Raw genomic sequence first — 26,607 nt, forward strand, 5'->3', positions numbered from 1 at the left:
AACTTTTAGGGGCAACCACGCAGGGTTGCCCCTATCGTTTTTGCCAACGCATTTGAAATACCCCCACAATTGCTTCCTGGATAATATTGGCCGACATTTTTGATACACCAGCCACTCGGTCTACAAACGTAATGGGCACTTCGGCAATTTTGAAGCCCAGGAGATGGGCTGCATATTTCATCTCAATCTGGAAGGCGTACCCCACAAAGCGGATGTTATCCAAATCAATACTTTCCAATACTTTGCGACGGTAACAAATAAAACCAGCAGTAGGGTCTTTGACTGGCATCCCGGTCATCAGGCGCACATACATGGAAGCGCCATACGACAACACAATACGATCCCAGGACCAGTTGCTTACCTTGCCTCCACGAGTATACCTAGAGCCTACTGCCAGGTCCGCACCTTTTTGAGCACAGGCCTCATATAAACGAGGCAAATCTTGAGGGTTATGTGAAAAATCAGCGTCCATTTCAAAGATGTACTCATACCCATGGGTCAAGCCCCATTTGAAACCTGCAATGTAAGCCGTTCCCAACCCTAGTTTGCCACTCCGTTCCAGTAAGTGCAATTGACCAGGATAAACTTGTTGTAAATTCTTGACAATCTGCCCAGTACCGTCTGGTGAGCCATCATCAACGATCAAAACGTGGAAAGCACGAGGCAATGAAAATACCGTATTGAGCATGCGCTCAATGTTTTCCAGCTCATTATAGGTGGGGATAATAACCAGACTATCTGACAAAACCTTGAATTTGGGTGATGAACAATGTTCTTGATGGAACGCTAAATGAGTTGATTTAGGTTCGGCAAAGATAAGTTTATTCAATAAATGACGAATTTTTCGAATGACGAATAACGAATTTTAGGTGTGTTTCCTAAATTCGTTATCCGTCATTCGAAAAATTCGTCATTTAGACCAGTTCATTATCGTCCCAAGATTCGCGCTTACGCTTTTCGATTTCCTTGAGTTCCAAAGGTGGCTCTTCCTTTGGTGTAGGGCGGGAAATATCCATTCCTTTTTTCTCCAGGCGGCGTAGCTCAGCCTGGATTTGTTTTTCTTCCCATTCGGGGGACATTTCTTCAACAATGCCGGGGATGCCAAATAGATTCACGTAGTGAAAAGCAAGACCTACTCCCCAACCCAACATTGGCCAATAAAACCACCAATGGCCAGGGTTGCTTAAATAATTGATCATGTAAAAAAAGATGCTCATCACCACATAAGTTGAGAGGTGTCGATAAAACTTCTTTTTTTCTTCTACCCGTTTTTTGGCAATATCATATGCCGTAAGCGGCTCTTTGTTTTTACGATTTCTTCCCATGGGTTCTCCAGTTCGCGAGTAATAGGGCCGAGATGTGGCAATACCACAGCTCAACTGATGGCAAATCTACACAGATAAGTTGAAATCTAAATCTCCAATCAGGCATTAAACCAGATCCTTGTCCGACCAATTTGGGCCTTTGTCTTCTGGTTCATCCTCAATGTCATCATCCTGATTTTGCACATCTGGTTTTTGCTCGTTCGGCCAACCAAATACGGCGAAATAATGCATTGCGACCCCAACACCCCAAAAGAAAGCAATTGGGAAGAAACCAAACACATTACCATGGTTTTTGTACAAAAAGAAACCCATAATGGCGATGTACCAGGTCAGGTGTTTGTAAAACTTAGCCTCCGGGCTTTCTTGTCTACGTTTGTACCGTTTAAACTCGCGCCATTCCTTTTTACTAATGGGCCCACGGTTAAAAAAATCGGCCTGTTCGCTGTAGCGATTTTTATAGCGTGATTGTCCACACATAGCTTTTGATTTTATACTGAATTGATTTTGTTCAAAAATCCCTTCATTTCTGGCAGGGATCAATTTTTATAGACGAGTTTCTTGGAAAGATCGGTCAATATGCTTCAACTTTTGAGGATGATCACTTTTGAAGTGCCCCAGGCTGATTTTAAAAAATAAAGCCCGGCGGGCAAATGCTGAACATTAACGCCCGAGTTTAGGGCTTCTACTTTAAAATGCATCACTATTCTGCCCACGGCATTGACCAAAATGGCTGGCCCATTTTTCGTTGTTTGGCTGTACAACTGCCCCGTATAGGTCGGATTCGGGAAAACGGTAATCTCTTCTTTTATTAGAATATCCTTGGTGTCAGTTGTAAGGCTTACCGCCTCCCGGATGGCATCCACAATCTGAAAAGTAGCATTACGGGTGATTGCACCGAGGGAAGATGTAAAAACCACCCCGCTAAGCCCACGTATCCGATCCATCCAAAAGTAAGTGCCGAATGCACCGGCTCCGCTAATCTGTTCTTGGTATTGAGTGTTTGGGTTGTAAATATCTTGCCAGGTACCAATGCCGTAATAGATGATTGGAGCGCCGTAGGGATTGTTGTATCTAGGATTTATGGGATAGGGCGACTCAAGTTGAGGTGCTTTGTTGGTTTGATCTTTCCACAATTCTTCCATGGTATTGGCACTGATGATTTGTTTACCCTGGTGTTTTCCTTTGTTGAGGATAAATTCAGCCAGAATCATCAAGTCTTTGGGCGATGTACAAGCACCTCCAGCAATGCGCGGATTGCTGGCACTATTGAGGCAAAAAGTAGTTTGAGTTAAGCCTAGCGGATCGGCAAGGTATTCCCGAAAGGCTTGATTCCAGGATTTTCCAGTCACTACCTCGGCTATTCTGCCCGCGATTTGCATGGACACCCCGCCATAGGCGAACCCTTTACCAGGCTCGTATTCCAACTCTTCTGTTTGTGCAATGGTGTTGGCTACTTCTTCCAGGGTCATCGTTCTGCTGCTTAGGTAATCTTCTGTTTCACTGCCTGGAAAACCGCTGCTATGGGAAAACAACTGCCGAATGGTCGGTTTACCTTTGCCGTATTGGGTGAATATGGGGATGTGTTTACCCAGGCTATCGTCAAGACTGATGAGCCCCTTATCGACCAGTGCCAGGATCAAAATCCCACTGAAGGTTTTACTCACCGAAGCCACTGCCGCAACAGACAGAGAGTCATAATCACCCAAACCTTGGTAGTAAATTGGTTTGCCTTGCTGCTTGACCATTACACAAACAGAATTGCGGTACAAGCCGAGGCCTTTTTGCAAAATAGCGTCTACTTCGCTGAAATTTTGAGCGTGACCACAAATCGCACCTATAAAAAACGGGAACAAGAAGTAAGTATATTTCATAAAAAAAGGTTTTAGGCTTGGACTGCCCAAAACCTTTGAGGTTTATTCCAATAGGGAAAAACTTTAATGGAAACTACAGATTTCTATTTCTGTGACTTACCTAGTTTCGCCACTCTTCTTAACCACATCTCCAATTTTTCAGGCTTCGCGTCGCGAATTGGCCCGATGTAGCTCACTTTTTTGACCTTGACCCCGCAAAATTCCAACGTTGCTTTTTTGAGCTGATTTACACTGGGGTTTCCAAAAAACCAATAATAGAACCAACCCGGTTGATCCAAAGTAGTGATGATGTGTGCCGATTTTCCGTGTAATAACTTGTCCCACCACACCGAATTATCCCGGTATTTAAATGCCATACCGGGCAAGAATAGCCGATCGATAAACCCCTTGGTCAGGGCAGGTAAACCACCCCACCACACCGGATGTAACCACACCAGGTGATCAGCTGCCTGAATTTTTTCCCAGGCCTGCAAGAGGTCGGGTTCAAGGTCCATTCGTTTTTGGTAACCGTATTGAAGGTTGGGATTGAATTGCAAGTGGGCAATGACGAGTTCTTCTACCCGTGCACCAGCCAATTTCGCCCCTTGAAGGTACGCCTCAGCAAGGGCTGCATTATAACTTGATGGATTGGGATGCCCGTTGATGAGCAGGATATTTTTCATATTTTACCTTTTGAGGAGGTAAAACTAAGAGGGTAGGAGAGCGATTTAAAGGACATTTGTCCCAAAAAATTAATTCGCCCTTTCCAGGAATTCCCTCCGGATTCGACTCAGGTGCCGTCGTGTAATTCCCAAATAGGAAGCTAAATATTGCAGTGGAATCTGCTGTAAATAATGTGGTTGTGCCAGCAACAAATCCTGATACCGCTCACTTGCCCTTTCTTTTTGATAAGAAAAAACCCGTTTTTCAAGTTCCACATACTGCTGTTCTGCCAGGTGTTTTTGCAGCAACACCCAGTTGATGCTTTGGTGGGCAAGCGCTTCTAAATCCCTTTTTTGCAAAACCCACAATTCCGTGGGCATCAGCGCCTGAATGTTTTCCGGACTGGGCAACCCTGTGATCAAGGAAGAATAAGCAGTCATCAGGGTATTTTCGAAGGTAAAACAATAAGTGATCTCCTCCCCGTCATCCTTGGTGTAGTAGGATCGGAGCAGTCCGCTTTGCACAAATGCAATTTCCGTACAAATTTTTCCAGCCTTGATTAAAAAATCGCCCTTTTCCAGGCGACGGAAGCGCAGGAAAGGGCCAATTGATTCAATTTCCGCTTCACTGAACAATTGGTAAGTGCGGAGGAAATTCTGCATGGTGGTGGAATTGAGCATAAATTGTTAAACCTTACTCATTTATTACTCATTTACTCATCACCCGTTTGAATGAATATCCCAAATACCCAAACAGTCCCCCAATCAATCCCCCTAACGCAGCTGTAATGAGTACCAATTGAATCGCACTGATGCCACCAAATAAGACTCCAATTTTGCCAGCTAGTAATCCTCCGTTGGGCACGTTTTGCATTTGAACCCAGATACCCCATACCAAGGCCAGAACACTACTGGCTTGTGAAAACGCCCGGAAGCCATTACTAGCAAGATACCCAAAAACAAGTGCTGCAATAGCAACACTCCACCAGGGCAAAAACAAAGGCAGCACCACATAAGCCAGGGCCAGGGCTAAATTTGCAAGGATATTTTTGATCATGATGATTGCATTTTGAACAGGCGTCTAGCGCCCTTTAGGACTAAAAGACCATACACTTTTTTGAGCTTTGCGGGTATCCTGTGCATTGCGCATAAAAAACAACTCATTGTATTCTCCCTTGGCCCACTGGTCAACCATATGGTCATAAAAAGGACTGCCCGGATTGCCGGATGAACCGCCAGGATAAACGCCCCATGCCTTCACCTCATCCTTGCCCAATTCAACCACCATGCGCCAGGAAGGGCCGTGGCCATTGCGGATGGCATTAGGTGCTTGTGCATAACCACTAATGGGTAGGTTGGTATGGGAGAAAGCTGGAATCCGTGCTAGGTGATTGACCGAAGCGTTGTTGAGGGTACGCCAGGTTTGTGCCGGTGTTTTGCTTAAATCCTTGCAGACCTTTTGGAAAGCACTCAAGACCAAATCCGCAGCAGTTTCTGTTTTTTTGGTTTTTTGCCAGTCAAAAATGGCATGATTTGGTGTTTTGTCCAACAAGTCCAAATAGCGCCAACTTTCTACGTTCAGTACTTCCACGGAATCACGCCAACGGATGATTTCATCAAAACTCATCACATAAGTACTGTCAAACCAGGCCTGGAAAATAGCGGGTTCCGTTTTTTGGTATTGGTAGTTGCCATCCCATTTTTCCAGTTTTTTGAGTACTGCTTTTTCAGACTCCTTGAGCTGATCACGGGGCAATAATTTGAGCAGCAAGGGTAGGGCTTCTTCCGCCTGCAAACTGTGCGGATTGTTTTGCAAGGCCATCAAGTCTTTCACCGTAATGCTATCCATAGCTTCCAGGCTGCGGTTGATGAAACGGCCCCGGTAATCGTCAAAACCTCCATTGTAATAGTAGGGGTAGGTCTCGTCTGTGGAATGCTGATTGGCAGAAGCGACGAAGCCTCTGCTGGGATTGCGTACCTGTGGAATTTGCTCACGCGGGATATAACCCTGCCAGGCGTTGTTGGACAAGGAACCATCCTGAATGAATCGACCTTGTTCCTTGCGTTTGATCGGGAATTTTCCGTTGACCTTTAAAGCAATGTCGCCGTCGCGGGCAGCAAATACAAAGTTTTGGGCCGGAGCGTCGTAGCCGGTCAGTGCGGCATCATAATCGGCATAATTTTTCGCCTTCATCAAACGGATAAAACTAGCCAATTCATAATGGTCCCGTTTGTCGGGGCCTTCCGAAGGTAGCCAGTGCATGGCCAAACTATAATAAGGTGAGTTGGTGGAGTCGCCAAAAACCAGTGGCCCCCAATGGGTGTATTTAACCTGGATTTTAACGGGCTCCTTTCGTCCCTTTACCTGGATGATTTCCTCCCGCTGCTCCACTTGCCGGGTGCCGCCATCAAAATGGTAACTTTGTTTTTCCTGGTCAGCCCATTTGATGGCGTACCAGTCCAGCACATCCTGGCCAACATTGGTTTCACCCCAGGCAACGTTGTCGTTAAATCCAATCGCAATGCCGGGTAGACCGGGTAACGAAACGCCGTAAGCATTAAAATCCGGGCACTGCATTTGAATTTCAAACCATATTGAGGGAAGGGTCAAGCCCAGGTGGGGATCATTGCACAAGATCGGATTGCCATTCAAGGTTTTTTGTGCTCCTACTGCCCAGTTGTTGCTGCCGATGCCTTCAAAGGGTTGGGGAATGTTTTGATCCGGGAACAAACCACTGAGGATACTTTCGGCCACTTCAACCCGTGGCTGTGGCTTGACAGGCGCAAAATTCCATTTCACCTCACTTGGAATAATTGGTGACTGTTTGGGATTGTATTCCGGAAACAGGTCCTTGAAACGTTCCTCACCCAGGATTGTGCGGGTGTTGGTAGCTGCCAAGTCTTCATTGCGAGCACAAAGGTCTTCAGCCATCGCTTTGATGAACAAAACCGAACGAAGGGCTGACCAAGGCTCTGGTTTAAAACCCATTAGTTTGTATTCCAGAGGGTATTGGGCAGGCTTGAGGGCACTGATGTAGGCATTAACGCCGGCTACATAGGCGTGGAGTGCTTTGCTGTCTTCTGGGGAGTTTTCCCAGGCTTTGAGCATGTTTTCCGCTGCTTTGACAATGCCCTTGCGGCGCTGCAACAAATCGGAGGCCAGGGCGCGTTCACCTACCACTTCCGCCAAACGACCACTGACCTTTCGGGTCGACATGTCCATTTGCCACAAGCGATTGTAAGCTGTGATGTAGCCTTGGGCAAAAAACGCATCTTCGGTGTTGTCTGCAAAAATGTGTGGTACCCGGCGCTCATCAAAAACCAGTTTAACCGGATTGTTTAAACCAGAGAGCTGCAATTGCTGGTCAGGGAATCCCAACTGGGCTTCGGCGTTGGCCCAAAAGCCAGTGACCGGATTGAGTAAACGTCCCATTGCTGGTACAGGGCTGCCAAATGGATTGTGGGTATCCAGCACCCAGAGTAAACCTACGCTAAATAGTGTAAGAAGACCCAAAGTCAAAAAACGCATGGCTTTATTGATTACAGGTAAAGATAAAATTTGAACTTTCGTTCAAAAAAACGCAGAAAAATGATCACTTTTTTTTATCGCCCTTTATTCAAAAGCCTCAAAAAAAATTGGGAAGTAATTTTTTGCGTCATATGAGGATCACAAGGTAATAAAGAATTTATAAAGAGTAGAAAAGGGAAGTTATTTAACTGAAGTAGGAATGCTGTTTTTCAAAATTTACTTTTGCGGAATAAAATTTTGATAAAATATTTGATTGCTTGAAAAAAGTACTGTAACTTTGTTGAATCTTAAAGTAGTTTTTGTGTTTATTTGTTTGGGTTAGAGGCCCTTGCTGGAGTGGTTCAGCAAGGGTTTTTTTGTTTTATCAGGTAGAGCCTTTGCATGCAAAGGCTCTACCTGATAAAACACCTGAATTCGAAGCACAAAAAAAGCCTTACACTTCGAAAAGTGCAAGGCTTTTGGGCATTTTTTTCAACAAATATTCTTTGGTGAAAAAAAGCTCAATTAGTTATTGAACACGCCACCTTGTTTGGTTGGAACTCCTTGTTGCTCTTCAGCTTTCAGGACTTCACCCTTGATGGTCAGCAAGTGGGTATTTTCTTTTTCGTTGGTAGTTACCGTTACGTTTTTGGTAAATGGACCAACGCGCTTAGTGTCGTAACGCACTTTGATTTCGCCGCTTTCACCTGGCTTGATTGGCTTCTCAGTGTAAGTAGGAACTGTACAACCACAGCTACCACGAGCAGAAGTGATGATCAGTTCGGCATCGCCAACGTTTTTGAATTTGAAGACGCGATAAGGCTCAGCACCTTCCTTAATTTTGCCATAATCGATGGTTTCGGCCTCGAATACCATCTTTGCCGCTTTAGTATCTTGTGCTTGTACAGCAAAAACGGCACCCATCAGCAGTACGGCTACAAAGAACAATTTCTTCATCACTTTATGATTTTGGTTTTTTAAATCTTACACAAATTTAGTTCGATTTACGAGAACAAAACGCAATGGCTCTTGTAAAATTTTAAATGAAATGTTAATGGCATTCACACGGCTGCCAATTACTGTAAATTACTGCAAACCTTTGATGTGTTCGGCCACTTCAACCATCGGGGCAATCCAGATGTCTTTTTCATTTCGTTTTAAAAATTGCAACAAAGTCCGGTGGGCAGGAATGGACACATCCAGGGAATTGCCACCGCCTACCCCGTGAAACAACAAAACCAGCAATGATTGGGTTTCCATTGCTTTTTTGACCCATTCGATCATTTGTTCAGCGCTATGACCATTGACCATATAACAATCCACGTTATAGAGGTCAATTTCGTTCAACTTGTGCATTTCATTGCGCACAGCCCGGGCAGCTATAAAATCATTTTTGAGCGGTTTGATGAAAGCGGAATCGCCAACTTTCATGTCGCCACAAGTGAAGGCAAAGGTCCGTTTGGTTTTGCCATCCAGGGCTTGTAAAAACAGGTTGGTCATGCGCACTTCATTGAGCATACGTTGTACCGAGTAGTTGCGCAGGTCGTTTTCGGCCTTGACCCATTCGCGGCCCGGGCCACCAATGCAGGGATGGTACAAGGTGTGGTTGCCCAGTTCATGACCATTGGTCGCCAAATTTTTCCACTCATTAAGCCTGGTTTGGATTGAAGAGGAAAAGGCGGTGACATAAAAGGTGGCTTTGAGACCAAGGGAATCCAATACCGGGAGGGCATTGTCCAGGTGTTGGTTAATGGCGTCGTCATAGGTGATGACTACGCTGCATTTTTTGCCCTTCCAGGCTTGATTGGATTGAGCGATGGCTTGCCCTGTCAGGAATAACAGTATAAGCCCGAAGAGATGCTTTTTCATGTTGTTTGTTTGATATAGTTGAGTCAGGTTGAGAAATGAAGATTAGTGCAGCTATCCTGACAAGCGCTCTAACTGCAAATTAATTCATCGCGATCTTCTTTGCAACAAAAGCATCAAGCCAATCGCAACAATCATTAACCCCAAACCCACCAACAATGAAAATTGATAAGACCCCGTTTTGTCAAAACCTACCCCAAACAACATCGGCCCAAATGCCGCTCCAATTGTATACGCCGAAAAAACAAAACCATAGACCGTACCCATAGACCGCATGCCAAAAAAACGGCTGACCATGTAAGGCATGATGTCGGATTCTGCACCCATGGCCAGGCCAATCATCACAGTAGCCAAGTACACTGTAAATCCGGTGGGATACAACCAAAGCAGCAAAATCCCGATTGCTGCGCCACCGAAAATCCCGGCGGCTACCAATGGCGCAGAAAAACGATCCGCCAGGAAGCCATTGGCAATGCGCCCCAACAAGGACGCGCCACCAAACAGGGAAATGGCCAAGGCTGCAATTTGTGGTGTTAAGCCCCGGTCGGTCAGCATTGCCGAAAGGTGGGTCATGATTCCAGTACAACTAACCGCGACACACAAAATAGACAAACTCAGGAGCCAAAAAGTCCGCGTTGCGGCTGCTGCGCCAATGCTCATGGCGCTACTATCGGTGTTGGAAATTTCAAGATGCCCCAGTGGCTGCATGCCCATGTCTTCAGGACTGTTTTTTAGAAAAAAATGCACCAGTGGCAAAGCGATCAGCACACAAGCCAGGCTCAAAAGGATGTACACTTGCCGCCAATCGGCGGATTGAATGAGAAATTGCGCGAGGATCGGGATCAACAATGCCCCCAAACCCACACCCGCATTGCCCAAACCAATGGCCAGTGCCCGGTTTTGATTGAACCAGTTGGCCACGATGCGAGAGTAAGCCAATGGCGAGTTACCCGACCCGATGAAACCACCTAAAAAATAACAAATGTAGAGTGAAATAATGGGGGCCTGAACCCGCGAGAGCGCAAACAAACAAATCGCCATGCCAATCAAGGCAAAGGAAATGACTTTTTTCCCACCTAGTTTATCGATCAAACGCCCCGAAATGGGCGAACCCAGCGCAACGCCCACACTCACCAGGGAAACTGCCAGTGAAATAGCCCCTCGGTCGGTTTTAAACGTTTCCGCCAAGGGTTTGACAAATACGCCAAAACAATAAACCAGCAGCGAGCCTACGCTCAAAAACTGCCCAATCAGCGCAATGAGGACGATGCGCCAGCCGTAAAAAATGCCTGATTTCATAGCGATCAATGTAGGTGTTTGAATGTAGCTTATACTGCCAGAATAATCTTACTGTCTTGTCCTTTGCTTGCTTTTTCCAATGCAGCAGGCAATTGCTTAAAGGTAGTGCTTTGGGAAATAATTTTACTGGGTTGGATAAACCCTTGTTCCAAAAGCCGGATGCTCCGTTGAAAATCCAGCGGGTGTTGGTAAATGATGGAACTCAACACCTGGATGCCTTGGCGGGTAAGGGTAAACTCAGTCAGGGAACTGGCTTGATCCGCCAAACCTACGACTACCACATTGGCCCCACGTGGAGCAGCAGCTATGGCCATAGTCAAGGCAGGTGCGGCCCCAGCGCATTCAAAAATGGTATTCACCCCAGCTTTTTGCCAACTTTTCGCCAAATCTGCTTCGCTGCTGTCTGCCAATATTGGGATTGCCCCCAATTGTTCAGCCAATGCAATTTTTTCGCTAACCCGATCATAAGCCAGCACCCGATATCCCATGCGGCAAGCCAATTGGGTGAGCAACAAACCGATGGCACCCAAGCCAATCACCGCCAATACATCCCCAGGGCGGGCAGGAGCGGTGTACAGCGCATGCAGTGCCACCGCCATTGGTTCAATCAGCACGGCGTCTTCATTGCTGATGCTATCTGGAACAGGCCATACAAATTGCCCCGGCACCAGAGCATATTCCGCAAAACAACCGGGTTCTAATACTCCGAAGATACGTTTGTGCAGACAAATATTGCTGCGGCCACTCCAACAGAGGGAACATTTCCCACAAGGAAAATTAGGCTCAATGACCACCTTTTGGCCTAGTTGTAATCCAGTAACATTGGCTCCCAACTGCTCAATTCGTCCAATGCCTTCATGCCCGATAATTAGGGGAAATGGGGTGTTTGAGCGATGACCGAGGTACAAGGAAACATCTGACCCACAGATGCCCAATAGGTCCATTTTTAGCAGAACTTCTTGTGGTCCAGGGGGTGGAACAGGCCGAGTTTGTAATTCCAATTGTTTGGGCTGAACCAACACACCCGCGTTCATTTGTCCTGAATTCATGGCGCTGCCTTAATTTTGGTAAAAACGGGTAAGGTCAGATGCATCATCAACAAACCAAGCAAATAAAAGGAGCAGGCAAAAATAAACATGGGACGGTAGCCCCAATATGCTACGATGTAACCGGTAGCCGCCGCCACGGTCATGCTAATGCTACCACCTAAAAAACCACCTAAACCCGTGGCAGATCCAACCGATTTTTTGGGAAAAAGGGTAGTGGATAAGGCATAAACATTCGTCGACCAACCTTGATGCGCTGCCATTGCCAGTGCAAACATGCCGACGATGACGTTAAAACTATGGATTTGTGGAATAAACCAGATGGGTAAAACCAAACTGCCACAAATCAAAAGGGTCAACTTCCTCGCAGCATTTTCACTCCAACCGCTTTGCATCAAACGAGTGGCTAACCAACCAAAAAAGATACTGCCTAAATCCGAAACGAGGTAAATGATCAAAAAAGGAACGCCGAAATTTTTTAAATCCAGTTTGTGATCTAGTTGCTGATTGGTGGTCAAAAAATCTGGTAACCAGGTTAAGTAAAAAAACCAGACTGGATCGGCGAAAATTTTGCCAAAGACAAAGGCCCAGGTTTGGCGATAACCCAGCAATTGTAGCCAGGATAATTCGGGTTCACTAGTATCTTGTTCAGCATTGCCTTCGTTTTGACCTTGAATGTATTGGTATTCTTTGGCTGAAAGCGTGGGCGTTTCAGCGGGTTCCGAGTACGTGAAATGCCAGATCAAGAGCATCAAAAAGCCCAGAATGGCCGATACAAAAAAGGACACCCGCCAGCCAAATTGCACAACCAAGAAGGGAATCAAAACTGCCGTAACGATGATGCCCATGTTGGAACCAGCATTGAGGATACCCGTAGCGGTAGAGCGCTCTGCGCGGGGAAACCAATTGGAGATGGCCTTCATTGCAGCTGGAAAATTGGATGACTCGCCTAGTCCCAGCAGTGCCCGTACCAATTTGAACTGAACAGCACTGGCACAAAAGGTGGACAAAACGCTGGCAATGCTCCAAATCAACATCCCGATGCTGAATCCCCGTTTGGTGCCAATTTGGTCGATTATCCAACCGACAACTAAAAAGCCTAGTGCATAAGTAGCTTTGAATGCGGCATCGATCCAGCCCATCTGGATGCGGAATTGTTGCAAATGTTCGTCGGTGAGCAGGGTAGAAGGCGAAAGCCCCAGAATGGTTCTTTTAAAAAAGTCGTCGGTCATGACAAACGACAAAACCTGACGGTCGACGTAGTTGATGGTTGTAGCCAAAAAAAGTAAGGCGATGATGCGCCAACGGTAATTTCCAGACATGGCCCTGCGATGATGTGCAGGTGAAGGTAGATTTTTTTCTAAAGAGAACAAAAAATATCTGGTTACCTGACAATAAAAAATGGCTTTATTACCTAATTCACCAAGCGTAAACCAGCCCTGAAAGGGCAATATCTCTTCAAGAATGGGCATTGCCCATTCTAAGTAACGCGTAATCTATGAAACTAAGAAGCCCTGAAGGGGCGACATCATTCGGCATGATTATGTCGCCCTTTCAGGGCTTGTCGTGTGAACACAGGCAGGCTGCTTAGCCGAAAAGGCTGCACCCTTTCTTGATGATATGCCGCCCTTTCAGGGCTAATCACCAAAATGCATAATCCTGATTTTCTTACAAATGCTTCAACAATTCTGCTTCGATATTCGCAGCACCACGGACTTCCGTAGCAACGATCAAACCTTCTTTGTTGATCATGAAGGCTCTCGGAATGCCCTGCACTCCGTACATCGCAGCTGGAGCAGCACCCCAGTGTTTGAGGTCGCTTACATGGTATGGCCAAGTCAGGTTGTCTGCTTTGATGGCTTGTACCCAAGCCTCTTTGCCTCTTTGGCGTGCTTCGCTGATTTGAGCAGGGGTAGCACCCTGGGACCGACGTTCGTCAAAACCATCCAATGATACACTAAAAATGGTGAATCCTTTGTCTTTGTATTTGTTGTAGATCGCTACCACGTTCGGGTTTTCACCCCGGCATGGTCCGCACCAACTGGCCCAAAAATCCAGCAAAACTACTTTACCTTTCAAATCGGACAATTTAAGTTTTTTGCCACTGGGATCGGGTAGTTCGATATCTGGAGCAGGTTTGCCGATTTGCACCACCTGGTTGCTTTGTTCTGCCTGATATTGCGATTCCAACACCGTAAGGTATTCGTTGTATCCTGCCGCAATGTCCGAATTAGGATCAGCTGCTTGCAGTTTTTCCACAGCACGTCTTTGGGTACTTAGGTAAGGGCCAGCGTTGCCTAGCGACAAATAGGCCAGGAATGCGCCTACCAATGGGCTTTTAGTGGTATCCACAAAAGTGCCTACGTCATTAGCCGACATACTGCGTTCCATGATGCGTTTGGCGCAATCCGCCAACATTTTGCTTTCTTTGGAACCTTCAATTTCTACGGCGTAGTCCTGAAAGGTATTCAAATCGCCATTTACCGTCACCACTTTTTCAGCGCCAGTCATGATCAGGTTGATGCGTTTGGCACCCACCCGCAGGTTGTAAATCCCCGCCTTTAACCCTTCGGGAAAATTGATCGAGTATTTTCCACTGCCATTGATATCAGCTTTGGATAGAACGGTACTCGCTCGGCCAATGGCTACCTCGTCGATGAAGACTTGTAAATTTTCCGCACCCTTAATGGTGCCTTCAATGGTGGTGCCTTTAGGTGTACAACTCCAGAAACCCAGAGACAACAACGCAAGTGCCAGGACTTGAATGAAGCGGTTCATGCGATTGATCATTTAATTTTAAATTGCATTTTCCATTTTTTGACCCAAAGTTTGGTCGTAAATGGTTTTCCATTCGTTCAGCGGGCCGTAGTCTTCGCCATCTACCACGATACGTTTCCCCGTCACCTCACCGATTCTGGTAAAAGGAACATTATGGGTATTGAGGTAGTTGACCAGGTCGTCTTCTTTTTCAGCGGTAGTGGTCACCACGATCCTGCTTTGGCTTTCGCTGAACAGATATACGTCCTTGCGGAAATTGTCGTCGGTTTCTACTTCGAAGCCAATATTTCCCGCCAATGCTGATTCTACCAAACAAGCAAAAAGGCCTCCTTCTGAAATATCGTGGGCGGATTCGATCAAGCGGCGTCGAATCAATTTGGAGATATTCAACTGGATGTGGAACTCTTCGTCCAAATCGATACCGGGCGCAGGGGACAATTGCACCTTGTGCACCAAACGCAGGTATTCCGAGCTATTGATGTCGTTTTGAGGAGTACCGATCATGTAGATCAAATGGCCATCTTTTTTGAAATTGAGGGTCATTTGGAATTTTACATCCTCCAGAATCCCCAACATACCAATAGTGGGAGTAGGGTGGATGGGTTCGGTGCGGTCCTTAAATACCGACTGGTTGTAAAAACTCACGTTTCCACCCGTTACTGGGGTATCAAACTTGCGGCAAGCATCGCCCATACCTTTGATGGCGTTGACGAATTGCCAGTATACTTCCGGGTTTTTAGGGCTGCCGAAGTTCAAACAGTTGGTAATTGCTACGGGGGTGCCTCCAGAGCAAACAATGTTCCGGGCAGCTTCTGCCACTGCAATCATGGCACCAGTATAGGGATCGGCGTGTACATAGGTCGAGTTGCAATCCACCGTAAGTGCCAGCGCTTTATTGGTGCCTTTGACCCGGACCAGGGAAGCATCCGAAGGAGCATTGGTACCCATGTTGTTGGTGCGCACCATGGAGTCGTATTGCTCGTAAATCCAACGTTTGGACACAATATTGGGCGAAGAGAATACCGTCCGCGCAATCTTTTTCAGGTCTTTGGGTTGGTTGATGCTTTTGATATTGAACTTGTTGACCTGATCAATGTATTTGGGCTTTTGGTAATCGGGTTGGTAAACGGGTGCGCCGCCACCCAAAACCAGATTATCTGCTGGTACATCGGCAACCAGTTCGCCGTGGTGGTAAAATTCCAAACGACCGGTATCGGTTACTTCACCAATTTGTTCACACTCAAGGTCCCATTTGTCAAATACATCCAGTACTTTTTGTTCCTGGCCCAAGTGTACCACGATCAACATGCGTTCCTGGCTTTCGGACAGCAATATTTCCCAGGCTTTCATATTGGCCTGACGAGTTGGGACCTTGCTCAGGTCGATGCGCATGCCACACTTGCCCTTGGCACTCATTTCGGAAGTAGAGCAGGTGATGCCCGCTGCGCCCATGTCTTGCATGCCCACTACAGCACCGGTTTTGATCACTTCCAAGGATGCCTCCAAGAGGAGTTTTTCCTGGAAAGGGTCGCCCACTTGAACGGCTGGCAGGTCGTCTGCTGAATCTTCGGTTAGGTCGGCAGAGGCAAAAGTTGCGCCGTGGATGCCGTCTTTACCTGTTGCGGAACCGACGATGAATACCGGATTACCCACTCCTTCGGCAATGGCCGAAATGGTTTGGCCTACCCGGACGATGCCCGCCGACATAGCGTTCACCAGGATATTCTGATTGTAGCAGTCGTTAAAATACACCTCGCCACCGACAGTAGGCACCCCAAAGGAGTTGCCGTAGTCGCCAATACCTTTGACCACCCCTTTGATCAGGTGTTGGGTATGGGCATTGTCGAGGTTACCAAAACGCAGGGAGTTGAGCGCGGCAATTGGCCGGGCACCCATGGTGAAAATATCGCGGTGGATACCCCCTACGCCAGTTGCAGCCCCTTGATAAGGCTCAATGGCGGATGGGTGGTTGTGAGATTCTATTTTGAAGGCACACGCCAGGCCATCCCCAATGTCGACGAGGCCGGCATTTTCTTCACCAGCACCCACCAAAAGGCGTTTGCCGTCGCGGGGTAAGGTCTTGAGCCAGTGGATAGAATGCTTGTAAGAACAGTGTTCAGACCACATGACGGAGAAAATACTCAACTCCGTAAAATTGGGCGTACGCCCCATGACTTTGACAATCCGGTCAAACTCGTCCTCAGTGAGTCCCAGATTTTGGGCCACTTGGGCATTGATTTCCGGTTCGGATACGTGCTGCATCAGCAATTGGGTTTAAAAGCGCAAAGATATAAACCCGGTACTCAAATAGCCATAAGCTTGTTGAAATTTTTCGGCTTAATGTAAGATTGAAGTATCAAAGCAGCAATTCGTGAAAAATTGGCCAAACTTGGCGGAATCACCCCGCTATTTTGGCGAAATTTTCCATTTTTTTGTTTTAAAAATTAATCTATCTTTGTTTTTGTATTTATTAAATCGATAATTGTTTTAAAACGCTGGTTACATGAAAGCACTTAAAAAAATCCTATTGGGCATTGTCGCCTTGATTACTCTGGTTTTGATCATTGCACTTTTTGTCAAAAAAGATTTTGCGGTCGAGCGCTCCATCACAATCAACAAACCAAATCAGGAAGTTTTTGACTATGTAAAAATGCTCAAAAACCAGAAAAACTGGAGCAGCTTTAGCCAGGCTGACCCCGAAATGAAAGAATGGTACAAAGGCACGGATGGGACTGTAGGAGCGGTTTATGGCTGGGAAAGCAAAATGATGGGCAATGGTGAACAGGTGATTACCAAAATTGCAGAAGCAGAACGTGTGGACATTGAGATGCACTTTAAAGGCATGATGGGCTCTACTTCACCAGCTTACCTTGCTACCAAAGTACTCAGTGATTCCACTACGCAGGTGACCTGGGCAATGAGTGGAAAAATGAACTATCCGATGAATTTTATGGGCTTGTTTATGAGCATGGATGATATGATCGGTACGGAGTACCAGAAGTCTTTGGAACAGTTGAAAGGCGTACTCGAAAAGTAAACCCTTCTAAAGTGCCTCTTCGGTGCCTTAGGATTCTTAGGTGGTGAAAATAATGCTCCGGTACTCAGAGCTTCTTTTCACCACCTAAGAATCCTAAGGCACCAAGGAGACACCTAAGAGGTAATTTATCTACCCAATTGAATTGGTTTAGCCATGCTCTGCGCTTTCAAAGCCAGCTCCGTAGCCAATAAACAATGCGCCTGCGGCATCGCTGTTTCTGTCCGATTGAGCACATCATCGACCAATAAAGTACCGAAAGGCAGCGGTTCCTTATTGCAATCGATGTATTGGGTCTCTTTTTGATTCACTAGATAAAGGTGATTGCCATTGTCATGGCTGGCGATGTCGATGTTTTTGCGGATTTCAATGTAGCCTTCAGTGCCCAGAATGGTTAGGCGCCCGTCGCCCCAGGTTTTTAGTCCATCCGGCGTAAACCAATCCACCCGAATGTAGCCCGTTCCCTTATTTCCTTTGATCATCACATCGCCGAAGTCTTCGAATTGGGGATATTGGGGGTGATTCACATTACCTACCTGCGATGCGACAATTTCTGCCTGTGTCGAACCAGTGAAAAAAAGGAATTGGTCAAACTGGTGCGAAGCAATATCTGTGATGATACCCCCATAGTTTTTGACATCAAAAAACCAGGGCGGACGGGTCGATGCATTCATGCGGTGTGGGCCCATACCAATGGTTTGAATCACCTTGCCAATGGCACCTGCTTTGACCAACTCACCTGCCTTCACCGTGGCCCGGTTTTCATGCCGTTCGCTGTACATGATGGAATAGATGCGTTTAGTAGCCTGTTGTACTGCGCGGACCTTTTTCAGCTGAGCCAGACTGGTCACGCCTGGTTTGTCCACCAAATAATCCTTGCCATGCTCCATAACTTCAATGCCCAGGGGGGCCCGTTCAATGGGGATACCTGCGCTCATAATGAGTTGGATGGAGTTGTCTTCCAGGATTTCTCGTTTGTCCTTGGCCTGTTTGGCGTTGGGATATCTTTTGGCAAAAGCGGCGGAAAGGTCTGCTTCCTTGGCGTAAAAAGCCACCAATTGGCCACCGCCCCGAGTCACCGCATCGACCATGCCGTAAATGTGGTTGTGGTTGATGCCGATGACCGAAAATTTGATGCGGGGTTCAGCAAATGGTTTGGCGAAAGTGGTTTGTGGCAAAGAAGACAGGATGGCCATCCCGGTAGCGGTAGTGGCAGTCTCTTTTATAAAGCGGCGGCGGTTGAAAAGGGTGGTTTTCATCGGTTGATGTTTATAGTGTTAAACCTGATTTTTAACTGAAGTAAAATTAGAAAAAAACCAGTGTGCGGGTATTCCCAAAAATCCCCTCTTGCCAATCTCCCCACAAATTCCTAACTTTCCCCAATTGTCCCACTAACCGATTCGCAAATGCGTCCCCAAATTCTGTTTTTACTCTGCCTGCCTCTGTGGCTGGGCGGACAAACTGCGCCTATTGGCTATTATCCCTTTGAAGGCACTGCACAGGATAAAAGTAGCCTGCGCAATGATGCCCAGATTTTTGGCAACCCCCGTTGTGTGCCGGGCATCAAAGGCTCTGCCTACCAATTGGATGGCAACGACTATTTTGAATTGCCCAATGTGTCGGCCATCAATAACCTGACCAGCGAGTTTACTTTTGCCTGTTGGGTTTTTCCCACGGCCACCAGTGGCAACACGGTCTCGATCATCACCAAATCCAATTCGAATTCCTTGAACACCCCTTTCAACATGGCTTATCAGGGTGGGAGTTTGATTCCTTATGTACGCTTTACCCAACCGGGGCTACTCGCCAATCCGACCCAGGTTTTTGTGAACCAGGCGCCTTTTGCGGTCAAACTCAATGAATGGAATTTTGTGGTTTGGCGCTTCAATCGGGGCAAACTGGACATTTTTTTGAATGGCCAGTTGGTGGCCAGTGTTACCTTGCCCTTCACCTCGGTACGCCAAAACAATGCTCCATTGGTAGTTGGGCACGATGAACCCGGCGCCGAAGAGTTTTTTATTGGGATCATCGATGAGCTCTACATTTACAACAAAGCTGTATCTGATCAGGAATTACTGGATTTGTACAATTCTTATACCTTACCTGAAAAAATAGCCAAACCGGTCAGTATTTGCGATGGTGAAGTGTATCACAAACGCAGCGTTGCCGGATTTTATGCCGATACCATCCGTACTGCTCGAGGCTGTGATAGTGTGAGTTATTTTCAACTGACCGTAAATCCCAGCCCTCGCTATACCGTTGATACTGCCATTTGTAATGGCCAAAGTGCTTTTGGCTACACCTATACCAGTACCTATTTTGATACCTTCCAAACCCGTTTGGGTTGTGACAGTATCCGCACCTTAAACCTGAAGGTATTACCGCATTCGGCATCAAATATTCTCAGGGGAATTTGTGCCGGGCAGTCATTTGAAGGTTATACCAAAGCTGGTACTTATGTGGATGTTCTAAAAAATGCCGTAGGTTGTGACAGTGTCCGCACCATTCAATTATTGATTTTTAATCCAGACACAACTACCATCGAACGCAGTATTTGTCAGGGTGAATCTTTTTTAGGCTACACGGTCACAGGCACTTATCAGGATACATTCAGGAATTTTCGAGGTTGTGACAGCTTGCGTATTGTGCGGTTGACAGTGCTCAAACCGGATACTACCCGTGAAACGATGCAAATTTGTTCCGGTAAAAGTTTTGGGGGCTATAGCAGTTCTGGAACTTATACCAATACTTTCCAAGGCAGTGATGGCTGTGATAGTGTGCATATTTTGCGACTTACAGTTTTGCCACCAGTTAGTTCAGTAGCGAGCTCAACTATTTGCTCTGGTCAATCTTTTGAAGGGTATTCTCGTAGTGGGACTTATCGAGATACTTTTCAAACCTCGACGGGCTGTGATAGCTTACGAACCTTGACGCTTACGGTGTCTCCTCCATTGAGCGCCCAGCGTTTAGAAAGCATTTGTACTGGTGAAACTTTCGAACGCTATACCCGCAGTGGGATTTACCGGGATACCTTTAAAACTGCCAAGGGCTGCGACAGCATTCGGATTCTGCAATTGGCCGTATTGCCTCCGGTCAGTCGCAGCATCAGTGCCAGTATTTGCCCTGGCGAGGTGGTGGAAGGTTATAACCAACCGGGTACCTATGTGGACACCCTGGTGTCGAGGATTGGCTGTGATAGTGTTCGCACGTTGATCCTGAGTGCCACCGATGCTAAAAGATTCAGTTTAGACAAACGGATTTGTGCAGGAGAATCCTTCCTGGGGTACAATGCTACGGGAACCTACATTGATACCCTTCGTGCCCGCGGTGCGGGTTGTGATAGCATCCGCACCTTAAGACTTACCGTGAACGCTATTGCCGAAAACACCCGTGAAGTGAGTATTTGTGCGGGCGGGAGTTTTGAAGGATTCAACCAATCCGGGACATACACAAAAACCATTCAACGCCCGGGTTTATGCGACAGCATCTATACCCTTAAACTCAATGTTGGTGCCGTTTTTGTACCTAATGCTTTTTCGCCCAATGGCGACCGCATCAATGATTCTTTTAAAATCATGGCAGCTGCAGGTAGTGAATTAAAGGTGCTCCGCTTTTTTATTCGCGACCGCTACGGCAGCCTAGTCTTCCAGGGCACTGATCTGAGCAGTGAATGGGATGGCACTATCCGAGGTGAAAAAGCCAATCTTGGCGTGTACTATTACGCTATTGAATTGGAATGTGGCGGAAAAAGGTCAGTTTTGAATGGGGGGGTGCATTTGATGAGGTGAGAGATGAGTGATGAATGATGAGTGATGAATTGCTGCCGCAGAGGCGTTGACAACTCATCACATATCACTCATCAATTATCATTTACCTTTTCGTATACCATTCCACTCCTCCCGGATCAGGCACTGCCAATTGCCGTTTGTGTTGGTACAGTAATTCCAAGGCCAACTTGGCGGCTACTTCCGCTTCAGTTTTTTGTTGAGCGATAATGCCTTCGGGCGAGTAGTGGTTTTTGACAAAGCCAGTATCAAATTTGCCACTGATAAAAGCTTCATGCTGACAAACAAAGCGCCCAAAGGGTAGGGTAGTGGCTACACCTTCAATTTGATACAAACTAATGGCCTCCAACATTCGCTGAATGGCCGCATCGCGATTGATACCCCATACCACCAATTTGGCCAGCAAGGGATCGTAATAAATAGGAACCTCAGATCCTTCCTCTATACCATCGTCGACCCTGATGTGTTCCCCTACAGGGCGGCGGTAACGATGTAAGGTTCCTACACTGGGCAGGAAGTTATTGAGGGGGTCTTCGGCACAAACCCGCAGTTCGATGGCGTGACCATGAATGCTCAAGTCATCCTGGTTAAAAGCGAGCACTTCGCCCCGGGCAATCCGAATCTGTTGTTCCACGAGGTCTAAACCAGTGATGTATTCGGTTACCGGGTGTTCCACCTGCAGGCGGGTGTTCATTTCGAGGAAGTAAAAATTCAAACCAGCATCGACCAGAAACTCTACGGTTCCCGCACCCAGGTACTGACAGGAACGGGCCACGTTCACTGCTGCTTCTCCCATTGCTTTGCGGATTTCCGGGGTCAAGACTGCCGAAGGGGCCTCTTCTACTACCTTTTGGTGCCTGCGCTGCACACTACATTCGCGTTCGAACAAGTACACAACATTACCATGTGCATCAGCAAGTACCTGGATTTCAATATGCCGAGGTTCCAGGACGTATTTTTCTATGAACACTGAACCATCGCCAAATGCGGATGTCGCTTCACTAATGGCGCGGGTCATTTGTTCAGCCAGTTCTGCTTCGTTTTCTACCACCCGCATTCCTTTTCCACCACCTCCCGCCGAAGCTTTGATCAGGATAGGGTAACCCACCGTTTGGGCAATGGCCTTGGCTTCATTCACGTCGCTGATGGAGTGGTCTACCCCGGGTACCATAGGAATATTGTATGCTTTTACTGTTTCCTTGGCGGCCAACTTACTGCCCATAACATCAATGGCATGGGGAGTGGGGCCGATAAAGGTCATGCCTGCATCAGTCACCGCCTGGGCGAAGCTGGCATTTTCACTCAAAAAGCCATAACCCGGATGGATGCCATCTACGCCCAGTTTTTTGGCAATTTCAATGATTTTATCTCCTTTGAGGTAGGATTGGTTGGAGGGGGCAGGCCCTAGCAGTACTGCCTCATCTGCAAAACGAACGTGGGGTGCATTGCGATCGGCGTCAGAATATACAGCTACCGTTTTGATGCCCATCTTTTTGGCACTACGCATCACCCGCAGCGCGATTTCGCCACGGTTGGCGATGAGTATTTTTTTCATGTGTTGGTGCTTCTTTTGATCGGGTGTAAACTAAGTAAATTCTCTTTTTTGGCCAAATGACACTTGTCATAAGTAGGAATGAGAGAAGTTTTTTAGATTTTTTAAAAAAATTTAAATAAGAACGTATAAAATAAAAAGCTGATAATCAGTTAATTTAATTCTTTTATTGGTGATAGCAATGCTTTCAAAGTGTAAAAAATACACAAACATGCAATTTTCCTATTGACATTTTAAAATCCTTATTCTATTTTTGTGTTACAGTATTTTACAGTGTTCTATTGGGGGCTGTCCATTTGAGGGCAGCTTTTTCTTTTTATACCGTTTTTATTTAGACCAGTCCATTATTTTATTCTCCTTTTCTCAGATTAATTTCAACATCTTCACCGCGTTCTCTTTTAAAATAAGCGGTCTTACTTCCTCCTTAAATCCAGCGGCTTCAAAATCTTTCAGCCAGCGCTCCGGCGTGATCAGGGGAAAATCAGTGCCAAATAGCATCTTGTTTTTTAGCTGAGTGTTTGCATACTGGATCAACTGTGGGGGAAAGTATTTCGGCGACCAGCCTGACAGGTCAATGTACACATTTGGCTTGTGTAAGCACACGGATAAAGCCTCATCTTGCCAGGGCCAGGAGGGATGGGCAATGATGATGGGAGCATCCGGGAAATCGATGGCTACATCATCGAGGTGGATGGGGTTGGAGTATTCCAGGCGTAGTTTTCCACCTGCTCTTACACCTGTGCCAAAGCCCGAGTGGCCACTGTGGAACAACATCGGCAGCCCCGCCCCGGCGATTTCTTCGTACAGGTGATAGGCCATGCGGTCATTGGGGTGAAAACCTTGTACAGTAGGATGAAATTTGAAGCCCTTTACCCCAAATTCTTCAATCAAACGCCGGGCCTCGCGGGCACCCATCCGCCCCTTGTGTGGGTCAATGCTGGCAAAAGGGATGAGTACGTCTGCATTTTCAAGAGCGGCTTCGGCGATTTCTTCATTGGGGATGCGTCGACGGCCCAATTCATATTCAGCGTCAATGGTGAACATTACGAAGGCCATCTTGATGGAGCGGTAGTAGTCCGCCGTTTCCTGAATGGTTGGCCGATGACTGGATTTGAAATACTTGGCGAATGCCTCGTCAAACTCCGGGCGGTAATCGTCGTGGGGTTGGCGACAGGATACTTCGGCGTGGGTATGGACGTCGATGGCGATGATCTCGGATAGATTGATGGACATGTGTTTGTTTTTTACCACCTAAGAAACTTAAGGCACTCAAGGAATCACCTCAGGAGAATGCGCAAACTGTGTAAAGTTTTTGTCAATGCAAATCTGAATAAATTTGCTCAACCAAGTCCGGGTGATTGGCCAAAACCTGGCGTTGATTGATTGAGCCCTTGTCCGTAATTTCACCCTTGTCCATCGACAATTGGAAATCAGCAAAAATAGCCCGTTTGATCAATGTCGAACTGCCCGTACTCTGTATTGCAAAACGCTCCAGCAAATCATCTAATGCCGCTAAAACGACTGGATTGTTGACGATTTGCTCTAGGCTTGTGCCCATTTTCAACCCCGCCAAACGCCGACAATAATTCAACTCCGGAAAAACAATTGCGCCTACAAAAGGCCGATCGTGTCCGGTAATGACCACATCTTGAATCAAGCCCTGAGCTTCGGTAATGAATTTGGCCCGAAGAACACCCACACTCACCCAGGTGCCTGTATCCAGTTTAAAGTCTTCGGAAATCCGGCCATCAAAGACGAATCCAGCATTGGGATTGTTTTCATCCACAAACTTCAAAGCGTCGCCAGTACAATAAAAACCTTCTTCATCAAAAGCTTTGGCTGTCGCCTCTGGATTCCGCCAATAGCCGGGCGTAAGATTGGGGCCCCGGAAACGCACCTCGGTTTTTCCGGCATTGGGAATTAACTTCATTTCCAAACCAGGCACTGGTGTACCCAACATCCCCGAAAAGCTGCCGTAATGGATGTTAAACATACAGGAAGGGCTCGCTTCGGTCATTCCAAGGCCAGTAGATATCAACAACCGTTTTCCAGTTGTCTGGTAAGCCAATTGCTCCAGCGCGTCCCAAACGTGCTGGGGCATTCCTGCCCCAGCGTAAAACAGCAATTGTAAACGGCTGAAAAAGAAACGACAAAGTTCTGAATCAGCCTGTAAGTAATGCACCAGTTCTTCAAAGCCTTTGGGTACATTGAAATATACGGTAGGCGCTATTTCTCGCAGGTTTTGTAGGGTGAGTTGTAGCCCAGCAGGGGTGGGGTTTCCTGCATCAATGTACAGCGTTCCTCCGTTGTACAAGGTTAGGCCAAAATTGTGATTACCACCAAAAGTATGGTTCCAGGGCAGCCAGTCGATCAGGGTCAGGCCGCCATTTTTGAAAAAAGGAAAAGTTTGAGTGATTTGCCGCCAGTTGCTGCTGATGTTGCCGTGGGTGTTGATGACGCCCTTAGGTACCGAAGTTGACCCGGAAGTAAACAAAATTTTGGCAACGGTTTCGGGTTTGATTTGGTGATGAGCTTCCTCAACTGAAGGACTGACCGGGGTTTGTAAAACTTCGGAAAACAAGAGGTTCCCTGGTCTAGCGTCATTAACCGCCACAACTTGTATGTTCGGGCAAACCGCTGCAATTGCCGGAGCAAATGCACCTCCGTTTTGTACAAAAATCAACCCAGGAGTTAAGGTCTCCATCACATGCCTGAACTTGGCATAATCCGTAGAACGCAAAGCGTAGGCCGCAGTAACTACCGAATAAGGCACCCCAATGTGCAAAGCAGCCAGAGCCATCAAGCCGTGTTCAATGCTGTTTTCGGATAAAATGGCCAATGGCCGCTCAAGCGAAACCTCGGTTTGTTGTAAAAAAGAAGCCAAGCTGCACACCTGATTGTAGGTATCCCGATAATTCAGATGCTCCCATTCGCCATGTTGGTTTCTTTGGGCAATGAAGGTGCGTTCGGGCGTTTGTTCTGCCCAGTATTGTAGTCGCTCGGTGAGGCGATACGGCCCTGCTTCCAGTTCAACCCGAGAACGAAGCCGGATGCTGCCATCCGTAGCCTCTTCACGGTGGATGTCGACCTCGACCATTGGTATTTCCAAAAAGGGTGTTTCTTTTAGGTTCATTCGCCTACTTTTTTAGCTCGGCCTTCCAGGAAATCAACCAGACGCTGCTTGGCTTCCGGAGCATCCTGGGCAATGGAAGCCATTAACGCCTCCATCATCAAACCATTGTCGTGACCAGCTTCAACGATTCGGGGCAGCACCTGGACCAGAGCAAAATTGGTCATGCCCACATTGCTACATATTTTCTGCGCCAGTTCCATTGCTTTGTCTAAGCCAGTTCCTTCCTCAACGAGGTACTGGGATAATCCAATCTGGTAACCCTCCTCGGCTTGATAAACCCGCCCGGTCAGCATCATGTCGGTCATTCGGGCCATACCAATGAGTTTGGGGACCCTCACCGCTGCACCTCCTCCTACAAAAATGCCTCTTTGGCCTTCCGGTAAGGCATAAAAAGTAGAGGAATCAGCCACCCGGATATGACAGGAGCTGGCCAGTTCCAGCCCTCCACCCACACAAGCTCCGTGGATGGCGGCAATCACCGGGACTGGCCCAAACTGCACCTTGTCCATCACCCGATGCCACATGCGCGAGTGAAAAACACCCTGTGCTGCGTTGCGTTCTTTGATGGAGGAAAGATCCAGGCCAGCACTAAAATGTTTGCCTTCCCCATAAATGATGGCACATTTGATGCCAGGGGGCATTTGGTCAAAGACTTGTTCGAGCGCTAAAATGGCTTCGTCGTTCAGCGCATTGCGTTTTTCAGGCCGGTTGAGGCCAATAACCAGGATCTGGCCCTGGAGTTCAATTTTTAAAGTGTCGCTGTACATAC

At 47.0% G+C, this 26,607-nt stretch carries 22 protein-coding genes; 2 read left to right on the plus strand and 20 right to left on the minus strand.

Translation table 11 applies throughout. The annotated features are described in order from the left end of the window. Positions 1-31 precede the first annotated feature (31 nt). From ACO08K_RS22025 to purL, 15 genes are all read right to left on the minus strand, one after another. On the minus strand, positions 32-745 hold the full coding sequence (locus ACO08K_RS22025; RefSeq protein ID WP_421798628.1) for a polyprenol monophosphomannose synthase: 714 nt from the start codon (positions 743-745) through the stop codon (positions 32-34). Positions 746-914: 169 nt separating this feature from the next. Then, on the minus strand, positions 915-1,325 hold the full coding sequence (locus ACO08K_RS22030) for a 2TM domain-containing protein (RefSeq protein ID WP_421798629.1): 411 nt from the start codon (positions 1,323-1,325) through the stop codon (positions 915-917). Between the two features lie 105 nt (positions 1,326-1,430). Beyond that, positions 1,431-1,802 carry a 2TM domain-containing protein gene (locus tag ACO08K_RS22035; protein ID WP_421798630.1) on the minus strand — a complete coding sequence of 124 codons (372 nt, stop codon included), beginning with the start codon at positions 1,800-1,802 and terminating at the stop codon, positions 1,431-1,433. A gap of 104 nt (positions 1,803-1,906) precedes the next feature. After that, positions 1,907-3,196 carry a serine hydrolase gene (locus ACO08K_RS22040; protein WP_421798631.1) on the minus strand — a complete coding sequence of 430 codons (1,290 nt, stop codon included), beginning with the start codon at positions 3,194-3,196 and terminating at the stop codon, positions 1,907-1,909. 83 nt (positions 3,197-3,279) lie between these two features. Next, positions 3,280-3,858, minus strand: coding sequence for an NAD(P)H-dependent oxidoreductase (locus tag ACO08K_RS22045; RefSeq protein ID WP_421798632.1), 579 nt, complete (start codon positions 3,856-3,858; stop codon positions 3,280-3,282). 69 nt (positions 3,859-3,927) lie between these two features. After that, positions 3,928-4,500, minus strand: a complete 573-nt coding sequence (locus ACO08K_RS22050; protein ID WP_421798633.1) for a Crp/Fnr family transcriptional regulator — start codon at positions 4,498-4,500, stop codon at positions 3,928-3,930. A 46-nt stretch (positions 4,501-4,546) separates the two neighbouring features. Beyond that, positions 4,547-4,894, minus strand: coding sequence for a hypothetical protein (locus tag ACO08K_RS22055; RefSeq protein WP_421798634.1), 348 nt, complete (start codon positions 4,892-4,894; stop codon positions 4,547-4,549). A gap of 24 nt (positions 4,895-4,918) precedes the next feature. Further along, entirely contained in the window at positions 4,919-7,366 is a 2,448-nt protein-coding gene (locus ACO08K_RS22060) for a penicillin acylase family protein (RefSeq protein WP_421798635.1), read from the minus strand. A gap of 504 nt (positions 7,367-7,870) precedes the next feature. After that, entirely contained in the window at positions 7,871-8,302 is a 432-nt protein-coding gene (locus ACO08K_RS22065; protein ID WP_421798636.1) for a DUF1573 domain-containing protein, read from the minus strand. Positions 8,303-8,431: 129 nt separating this feature from the next. After that, a complete protein-coding gene (locus ACO08K_RS22070) occupies positions 8,432-9,214 on the minus strand; it encodes a polysaccharide deacetylase family protein (protein WP_421798637.1) in 783 nt (260 codons plus the stop codon). 84 nt (positions 9,215-9,298) lie between these two features. Further along, positions 9,299-10,510, minus strand: coding sequence for an MFS transporter (locus ACO08K_RS22075; RefSeq protein ID WP_421798638.1), 1,212 nt, complete (start codon positions 10,508-10,510; stop codon positions 9,299-9,301). A 29-nt stretch (positions 10,511-10,539) separates the two neighbouring features. Continuing rightward, a complete protein-coding gene (locus ACO08K_RS22080; RefSeq protein WP_421798640.1) occupies positions 10,540-11,559 on the minus strand; it encodes a zinc-dependent alcohol dehydrogenase in 1,020 nt (339 codons plus the stop codon). Continuing rightward, positions 11,556-12,878 (minus strand): MFS transporter, encoded by a 1,323-nt coding sequence (locus ACO08K_RS22085; RefSeq protein ID WP_421798641.1) that lies wholly within the window; start codon positions 12,876-12,878, stop codon positions 11,556-11,558. The genes ACO08K_RS22080 and ACO08K_RS22085 overlap by 4 nt, the downstream gene beginning before the upstream one ends. A 346-nt stretch (positions 12,879-13,224) precedes the next feature. Beyond that, on the minus strand, positions 13,225-14,346 hold the full coding sequence (locus ACO08K_RS22090; RefSeq protein WP_421798642.1) for a peroxiredoxin family protein: 1,122 nt from the start codon (positions 14,344-14,346) through the stop codon (positions 13,225-13,227). Between the two features lie 6 nt (positions 14,347-14,352). After that, the gene (purL, locus tag ACO08K_RS22095; protein WP_421798643.1) at positions 14,353-16,596 is read right to left on the minus strand and encodes a phosphoribosylformylglycinamidine synthase subunit PurL; all 2,244 of its coding nucleotides are present in this window, start codon (positions 16,594-16,596) and stop codon (positions 14,353-14,355) included. A gap of 241 nt (positions 16,597-16,837) precedes the next feature. Here purL and ACO08K_RS22100 point away from each other — a divergent pair, with 241 nt between their 5' ends. Further along, complete coding sequence (locus ACO08K_RS22100) at positions 16,838-17,371, plus strand: SRPBCC family protein (protein ID WP_421798644.1); 534 nt, start codon at positions 16,838-16,840, stop codon at positions 17,369-17,371. Positions 17,372-17,496: 125 nt separating this feature from the next. Here ACO08K_RS22100 and ACO08K_RS22105 read toward each other — a convergent pair whose 3' ends face one another. Then, complete coding sequence (locus ACO08K_RS22105; RefSeq protein WP_421798645.1) at positions 17,497-18,627, minus strand: Gfo/Idh/MocA family protein; 1,131 nt, start codon at positions 18,625-18,627, stop codon at positions 17,497-17,499. A 147-nt stretch (positions 18,628-18,774) separates the two neighbouring features. Here ACO08K_RS22105 and ACO08K_RS22110 point away from each other — a divergent pair, with 147 nt between their 5' ends. Further along, a complete protein-coding gene (locus ACO08K_RS22110; RefSeq protein WP_421798646.1) occupies positions 18,775-21,156 on the plus strand; it encodes a LamG-like jellyroll fold domain-containing protein in 2,382 nt (793 codons plus the stop codon). Between the two features lie 82 nt (positions 21,157-21,238). Here the strand turns inward: ACO08K_RS22110 and ACO08K_RS22115 are convergent, their stop codons facing one another. The 4 genes from ACO08K_RS22115 to ACO08K_RS22130 form a co-directional block, all read right to left on the minus strand. Next, positions 21,239-22,708 (minus strand): acetyl-CoA carboxylase biotin carboxylase subunit, encoded by a 1,470-nt coding sequence (locus tag ACO08K_RS22115; protein ID WP_421798647.1) that lies wholly within the window; start codon positions 22,706-22,708, stop codon positions 21,239-21,241. Between the two features lie 360 nt (positions 22,709-23,068). Then, positions 23,069-23,938, minus strand: a complete 870-nt coding sequence (locus ACO08K_RS22120; RefSeq protein ID WP_421798648.1) for an amidohydrolase family protein — start codon at positions 23,936-23,938, stop codon at positions 23,069-23,071. 82 nt (positions 23,939-24,020) lie between these two features. Further along, complete coding sequence (locus ACO08K_RS22125) at positions 24,021-25,838, minus strand: feruloyl-CoA synthase (protein ID WP_421798649.1); 1,818 nt, start codon at positions 25,836-25,838, stop codon at positions 24,021-24,023. Further along, entirely contained in the window at positions 25,835-26,605 is a 771-nt protein-coding gene (locus ACO08K_RS22130) for a crotonase/enoyl-CoA hydratase family protein (RefSeq protein WP_421798650.1), read from the minus strand. The genes ACO08K_RS22125 and ACO08K_RS22130 overlap by 4 nt, the downstream gene beginning before the upstream one ends. Positions 26,606-26,607 lie beyond the last annotated feature (2 nt).

It is taken from the genome of Haliscomenobacter sp. (assembly GCF_965225875.1).
Classification (GTDB): domain Bacteria; phylum Bacteroidota; class Bacteroidia; order Chitinophagales; family Saprospiraceae; genus Haliscomenobacter.

Excerpts from the sequence above, each read along its gene's own strand:
- ACO08K_RS22030 (WP_421798629.1), bottom strand. The coding sequence starts at position 1,325 with ATGGGAAGAAATCGTAAAAACAAAGAGCCGCTTACGGCATATGATATT.
- ACO08K_RS22035 (WP_421798630.1), bottom strand. The coding sequence starts at position 1,802 with ATGTGTGGACAATCACGCTATAAAAATCGCTACAGCGAACAGGCCGAT.
- ACO08K_RS22040 (WP_421798631.1), bottom strand. The coding sequence starts at position 3,196 with ATGAAATATACTTACTTCTTGTTCCCGTTTTTTATAGGTGCGATTTGT.
- ACO08K_RS22045 (WP_421798632.1), bottom strand. The coding sequence starts at position 3,858 with ATGAAAAATATCCTGCTCATCAACGGGCATCCCAATCCATCAAGTTAT.
- ACO08K_RS22050 (WP_421798633.1), bottom strand. The coding sequence starts at position 4,500 with ATGCAGAATTTCCTCCGCACTTACCAATTGTTCAGTGAAGCGGAAATT.
- ACO08K_RS22055 (WP_421798634.1), bottom strand. The coding sequence starts at position 4,894 with ATGATCAAAAATATCCTTGCAAATTTAGCCCTGGCCCTGGCTTATGTG.
- ACO08K_RS22060 (WP_421798635.1), bottom strand. The coding sequence starts at position 7,366 with ATGCGTTTTTTGACTTTGGGTCTTCTTACACTATTTAGCGTAGGTTTA.
- ACO08K_RS22065 (WP_421798636.1), bottom strand. The coding sequence starts at position 8,302 with ATGAAGAAATTGTTCTTTGTAGCCGTACTGCTGATGGGTGCCGTTTTT.
- ACO08K_RS22070 (WP_421798637.1), bottom strand. The coding sequence starts at position 9,214 with ATGAAAAAGCATCTCTTCGGGCTTATACTGTTATTCCTGACAGGGCAA.
- ACO08K_RS22075 (WP_421798638.1), bottom strand. The coding sequence starts at position 10,510 with ATGAAATCAGGCATTTTTTACGGCTGGCGCATCGTCCTCATTGCGCTG.
- ACO08K_RS22080 (WP_421798640.1), bottom strand. The coding sequence starts at position 11,559 with ATGAATTCAGGACAAATGAACGCGGGTGTGTTGGTTCAGCCCAAACAA.
- ACO08K_RS22085 (WP_421798641.1), bottom strand. The coding sequence starts at position 12,878 with ATGTCTGGAAATTACCGTTGGCGCATCATCGCCTTACTTTTTTTGGCT.
- ACO08K_RS22090 (WP_421798642.1), bottom strand. The coding sequence starts at position 14,346 with ATGATCAATCGCATGAACCGCTTCATTCAAGTCCTGGCACTTGCGTTG.
- purL (WP_421798643.1), bottom strand. The coding sequence starts at position 16,596 with ATGCAGCACGTATCCGAACCGGAAATCAATGCCCAAGTGGCCCAAAAT.
- ACO08K_RS22100 (WP_421798644.1), top strand. The coding sequence starts at position 16,838 with ATGAAAGCACTTAAAAAAATCCTATTGGGCATTGTCGCCTTGATTACT.
- ACO08K_RS22105 (WP_421798645.1), bottom strand. The coding sequence starts at position 18,627 with ATGAAAACCACCCTTTTCAACCGCCGCCGCTTTATAAAAGAGACTGCC.
- ACO08K_RS22110 (WP_421798646.1), top strand. The coding sequence starts at position 18,775 with ATGCGTCCCCAAATTCTGTTTTTACTCTGCCTGCCTCTGTGGCTGGGC.
- ACO08K_RS22115 (WP_421798647.1), bottom strand. The coding sequence starts at position 22,708 with ATGAAAAAAATACTCATCGCCAACCGTGGCGAAATCGCGCTGCGGGTG.
- ACO08K_RS22120 (WP_421798648.1), bottom strand. The coding sequence starts at position 23,938 with ATGTCCATCAATCTATCCGAGATCATCGCCATCGACGTCCATACCCAC.
- ACO08K_RS22125 (WP_421798649.1), bottom strand. The coding sequence starts at position 25,838 with ATGAACCTAAAAGAAACACCCTTTTTGGAAATACCAATGGTCGAGGTC.
- ACO08K_RS22130 (WP_421798650.1), bottom strand. The coding sequence starts at position 26,605 with ATGTACAGCGACACTTTAAAAATTGAACTCCAGGGCCAGATCCTGGTT.